The sequence below is a fragment of the Vibrio sp. 10N.286.52.C3 genome (genome assembly GCF_041468865.1).
GTDB lineage: Bacteria > Pseudomonadota > Gammaproteobacteria > Enterobacterales > Vibrionaceae > Vibrio > Vibrio crassostreae_C.
Window position 1 is genome coordinate 1 of sequence record NZ_JBFRJM010000123.1, and the last position, 4,904, is coordinate 4,904.

The 4,904-nt window shown below is 40.2% G+C and carries 6 protein-coding genes; 3 read left to right on the forward strand and 3 right to left on the reverse strand.

The window, feature by feature from the left end:
• On the forward strand, positions 1-344 hold a 344-nt coding region (locus AB4138_RS23650), incomplete at its 5' end, for a four helix bundle protein (protein ID WP_372307936.1).
• 2 nt (positions 345-346) lie between these two features.
• Here the strand turns inward: AB4138_RS23650 and AB4138_RS23655 are convergent.
• From AB4138_RS23655 to AB4138_RS23665, 3 genes are all read right to left on the reverse strand, one after another.
• The gene (locus tag AB4138_RS23655) at positions 347-661 is read right to left on the reverse strand and encodes a helix-turn-helix domain-containing protein (protein ID WP_017061716.1); all 315 of its coding nucleotides are present in this window, start codon (positions 659-661) and stop codon (positions 347-349) included.
• A gap of 117 nt (positions 662-778) precedes the next feature.
• Positions 779-1,018 (reverse strand): hypothetical protein, encoded by a 240-nt coding sequence (locus tag AB4138_RS23660; RefSeq protein ID WP_017061717.1) that lies wholly within the window; start codon positions 1,016-1,018, stop codon positions 779-781.
• A gap of 338 nt (positions 1,019-1,356) precedes the next feature.
• A complete protein-coding gene (locus tag AB4138_RS23665; protein WP_372307938.1) occupies positions 1,357-1,950 on the reverse strand; it encodes a TfoX/Sxy family DNA transformation protein in 594 nt (197 codons plus the stop codon).
• Between the two features lie 192 nt (positions 1,951-2,142).
• Between AB4138_RS23665 and AB4138_RS23670 the strand changes: the two genes are divergently transcribed.
• Positions 2,143-2,451 carry an Hpt domain-containing protein gene (locus tag AB4138_RS23670; protein WP_017061719.1) on the forward strand — a complete coding sequence of 103 codons (309 nt, stop codon included), beginning with the start codon at positions 2,143-2,145 and terminating at the stop codon, positions 2,449-2,451.
• A 10-nt stretch (positions 2,452-2,461) separates the two neighbouring features.
• Positions 2,462-4,786 (forward strand): ATP-binding protein, encoded by a 2,325-nt coding sequence (locus AB4138_RS23675; protein ID WP_372307940.1) that lies wholly within the window; start codon positions 2,462-2,464, stop codon positions 4,784-4,786.
• Positions 4,787-4,904: the final 118 nt, after the last annotated feature.

The window sequence follows — 4,904 nt, forward strand, 5'->3', positions numbered from 1 at the left end:
TTTACTTTAATTGGTATAAGCTATATTGGAACCAACATAAGCATTTTCCCAGAGCATTTCGGTTTACCACTGGGGAACAATTGCTCAAAGAAATAACGCTAGCGATTCGCAATGTAGTACTAGCGAATCTACAAAATAAATCAACAACGGCAGGAAAAGAGTGCGCCGTAAGTTTGTTAATGGAGGTTAATGCTTCGCTAGAGACTATCTCAGCACTGCTGTTATTAGCTTGGGAAATGAAGTTCCTCTCTCACGGTGCGCTTGCTGTGCTGACCGAATGCATTGGTCATATTCAAAGGCAAGTTGTAGGTTGGCGGCGCTGGTTTTTGGACGGGAGTGTTTAAATTCACTGCAAAACACATATTTTGTCAGTTTTATTTAAACTATAACCTATCTTGTAAATGGTATTGATTTCTATCCATCCACCGAGCCTAAGAAGCTTCTTTCTTAAAGACATGATCACCATATTCAATGCATTGTCACAGACGAATGAATTGGGCCATCCCATTTTTAGTAGATGGTGTTTGGTTAAATGCTCCCCTTGATGAGTGAGTAACTCTTTTAGAACTAAAAATTCACTGAGTGTGAGCTGGATGGGTTTTATCGTTGGGTGGTCGGCTAGCGAAATTCTTAGCGACCCTTTATGTAAGATTAAGTGCATAAACAAACAGCCAGTTTAATTATCATACCCGTATTATTTATTTGCTGCGATTACATGCAAGGTCAGGTTGAATATTAATCTGGCTATTATGCCTACTTAATGGGTTTTCCTTTCATATTACACATCAAACGAAACCATTTTATTTGCTGTTTTTGTATTAGTTATTTCAGTTTGTTTAAGTTCAACCTTACAACGTTCGCTTTGTGAGTTGAACGCGACTTGATTGCTAATAGGGTTTGAAGCGCAGTCAGAAGTCGGTACTTTCCCTGTCCAACGCACAGTGACATTTGCGGCCGCCGACTGAAAAGAGATAAGAGTTGCTAATACTGCTGTTGAAATAAAGATTAATGAACGCATATTTAGGCACCTTTTATTAGTGTTGTGTTGATATGCCTAGTTTGGTAGCGATAGGGCAGGTTGTAAAATAAATAGTTATAAATTCAGTTGCATTAAAACTTGAATGGTAATTTGTAGCAGAGGGAATAGTAGGAAACCAAAATAAAGGCTGGCAGTGAAAATTAAAACGGAGTGGGCGATCAAATGAAAGGGGAGGCTAATTTAAAGACGTTAAACTTGAGTGAAATCACTTAAGGACAGCGGGTTAGCCTAATGAGCCGTAGCTAGGAATAGCCACGGCATCAAATTGACCGCATTTGGATTTAACAAGAATCTAAGCTTCGTTAAAACAATATAGGCTAACAATAACTTTGAGCTTGGGTGCGCAATGCATTTTTTAGGTTCGTCGGCAGTTGTGAACGGTGTATACCCTGGATTGCACCCTCTAACGACCAAACTAACTCGATGGTTGGTTTATGGTGGGTATGCTGTTGGATAGCCTCTACAGCACCAATCGTGCCCAGGTTTTTGAGTTTCTCAATGGAGTTTATACCCGCTTTCTCAAGAAGTTGCTCAGTTGAGAATCGCATGTTGGGTAAGTCTTTGAGCCTTTCGGGAGCAGAAATATAACTGCTTCGTGATCTCTTTATTTGCTCTAGTGCGATTTCTGCTTCACATAGAGTCAAAGAATACTTGCTCCAAGGGTTTGCTGGCAACTTGTAATAATCCGCATTCTGAATTACTCCAAGTACGCTCGCATTTACCTTGGGGTAGCCCTTGTTAATAAAGTAGCCTTCTTGTGCCGGTGTTCCTCTGAGGTACAGCTCCCCACTTTTATGTAGAACGAGCAAAACGTGATCTACATAGAAGGCCGTTACGCCAAATATTTGTTTTATAGACACTCGACCTAATTGTTCCAAGCGTCTAAAAGTATGTCTGAAAAGTTGAGCCATTATTTTCACTCGATAATCATAAAAAGTGTGATCTATTGTCCAAATGTAGCCAGCAGTGAATATGGCATAAGCCAAGTTAAAAAACAGACAATGCCATTAGGCATGCCGGTTATTTAAATTCTCGATCTGCCATATCAGTTTTGTAACAGACGGTCAAAATTAAGGGGGGTCACGAAGGCGGGAGAAATTGGTATGTATAGCATCGACACAAATGTATTTTTAATGGCGACGGGTTGTAACTTTCAATCGGATATTGGCGTTCGATTTCGTCAGATTGCTATTAGAAGTTTGCACAAGGTTAATGATGATATTCTTCAAGGAGGTGAGTCCAATCGAGCGCTCGCCCATAAAGTGAAAGGCATTGCGTTATCTTGCGGGGCTACAGAGGTTGCAAGAATTTGTCTTAAATTGGAGCACTACGACGCGGTAATCAATGAAAGTGCAGGAAAAAAGATTTTGATGGATGTGTCTAACGCCATGATTCAACTTTTTGACGCTTAAGTTGGAGGATATGAACGTGTCTTTTAAAAATAAAATCATTTTCACCAACGCAACAATACTGGTTCTATTTGTGGTGTTGCTTACGTACTCCGCTATCGAAATCGTTCAGGTTTCTTCACAAAACCAATTTGAAGAGATAAAGGAGAGCATTACGGGAAATAACAAAAAGCTTCTACTTACCTTTGTGAAAGCTCAAAGTGTAACCCTTGATAAAGAGGTCGAGCTGATCACTGAGGAAGTGGATCATGTGGCGATTGATTTTGCTCATGATTTTGTTAATAAATCGAAAAACGAGGCACTTCGTAATAAACAGCTGGCTTATATCAATACTAAGCTTAAGCCCTTTATCAAAAAGGTGCTTTTTATTGACACTGAACGCAACCAAGAAGTCTCTATCACCGAAAATGGTATTGTAAGCCGCTCTATTTCTGTCGATTTTAGTCGCATGATCCACTACAAGAATTTCTATATAGGGAAAGAAGTTAAAGTGGGGCACGTCACTAAGTTTGCCATTTATATCCGTCCAGAGCACTGGGATAACGCGTTACTCAAATTTGATTTAGATTTAGAGTATTTTTCTCGTTCACTGACTTTTGAAAATATGATCGATGAATTCCAATACCGTTATTTCTTAGTAGACGACAGCGGCAAGCTTATCGCGTCGAATCTACAACAGAATGTCGACCAATTGATGTCTGAAAGTGTTTTTGATGAACAAATTCAAAAGAGTGTCGGAAGCCATATCATGTCACATTACTTGGGTAGTTTTGTGGTAAGTGGCGAAAAAGGTGTTTTCAATGTCACTTTTGTTCAGAACCGTCAAACCGGTTGGAGGTTGATTTTAGTCACGCCAGAGCATGTGATTCGTTCCAGTTATGCGACCACCAAAGAGCTGGTTTTATCTGGTGATAACTCGTTGATCAAACGCCTGTTCTTTGCTTATATCCTTTTGCTTGGTCTGTTTTTAGCTATTAACTCAATCGCGGTGAATAAGATGCTGATACCTATTTCTAAATTGATCGCACAAGCTAAATATCTAAAGCAGCGTGATTTTAATAAATCCAGACATACTGTTTATAGTAATGGAGACGAAATTGAACAGCTTTCAAAGGCTTATTCTGAGGCTGGGATCCAGATTCAAAATTTGATTGAAGGGCTTGAATATGAAGTTGAAGAGCGAACGAAGCAGTACGAGATAGCAGCGCAAGAGGCGAGTGAGGCCAATAAACAGAAATCGGTGCTGCTTTCAAATGTGTCCCATGAGGTTCGCACGCCACTGAACGCGATTATTGGTTATACACATATGCTAAGCCATAGCAAAAACTTTGACGAATATCGCCATCAGCTGAACGGTATTTCGAGTGCGAGCAATACTATTTTAGGCATTGTGAATGACCTATTGGATTTTGAAAGAGTAAAAGCAGCAAGCTATTCATTAAACCCTAAATGCCTGTCAGTAATGAGTTTGATGCGCGAAATTGAAAATACGTTTTTTCCGCTTAGCGAGTCTAAACAATTGTCGCTTGATATTATATGCAATGTCGATGCTTCGACAACATTGATGATTGATGAGCTTCGTATTAAGCAAGCAATCAATAATATAGTTTCGAACGCATTGAAGTTTACAAACAAGGGAGGGGTGACAATAGAAGTTTCAACCGACGATAGAGCATTCAATATCTCCGTAAGCGATACTGGAGTCGGTATTCCCCAAGATAAATTGGATGCGGTGTTTAACGGCTTTGAACAGGTTAATCAAGAAGACCAACAGTTTGGTTTTGGCTTGGGCTTGGCGATAACTAAAACCATCGTAGAGTTAATGAAGGGTTCGTTGCGTGTTGAGAGTGTGCTCGGCACCGGTAGTACTTTTGTTATCTCACTCCCAGCTCAAGAAATTATGAATGTTCTTGAGTGTTCTAACGGTGTTGCTGAACAGGTATATAACGTTAGAGAGCGCTTAGACTGCACAAGTAAAAAAGCCTTGATCGTTGATGATGTTGAGTTCAACCGAGAAATTCTAGAGTTCCACTTAAACGAGCTAGGTTGTGAATGCATGACCGCGAATGATGGTTTGGAGGCTTTAGCACTCGCTTCTGAACATGACTTTGATGTTGTACTGACGGATATTTCAATGCCGGTTATGGATGGCATTGAGCTTGCTTCTGAGTTGGAAAAGCGTAAGCCATCGTTACCTATAATTGCCGTTACGGCACGAGCTACCATTCAAGAAGAGGCTCGAATGGACCAATACTTTTCGTGTTATCTAACCAAACCGCTCAACCCGAGCGATCTAAAGCTAAAGCTTCATTGCGCTTTATCAGGTGGTACTTGCTAACTTAGTTAAATACTCCTGCCTATAACCTGAGGGTAAGCCATCTTCGGATCTTCATGTATTATTTTCATCTGTTTTTCTGAGAGTTATGGGCATTGTCAGGCTTTGTTTCCTAAATCAG

Excerpts from the sequence above, each read along its gene's own strand:
- AB4138_RS23655 (WP_017061716.1), bottom strand. The coding sequence starts at position 661 with ATGCACTTAATCTTACATAAAGGGTCGCTAAGAATTTCGCTAGCCGAC.
- AB4138_RS23660 (WP_017061717.1), bottom strand. The coding sequence starts at position 1,018 with ATGCGTTCATTAATCTTTATTTCAACAGCAGTATTAGCAACTCTTATC.
- AB4138_RS23665 (WP_372307938.1), bottom strand. The coding sequence starts at position 1,950 with ATGGCTCAACTTTTCAGACATACTTTTAGACGCTTGGAACAATTAGGT.
- AB4138_RS23670 (WP_017061719.1), top strand. The coding sequence starts at position 2,143 with ATGTATAGCATCGACACAAATGTATTTTTAATGGCGACGGGTTGTAAC.
- AB4138_RS23675 (WP_372307940.1), top strand. The coding sequence starts at position 2,462 with ATGAACGTGTCTTTTAAAAATAAAATCATTTTCACCAACGCAACAATA.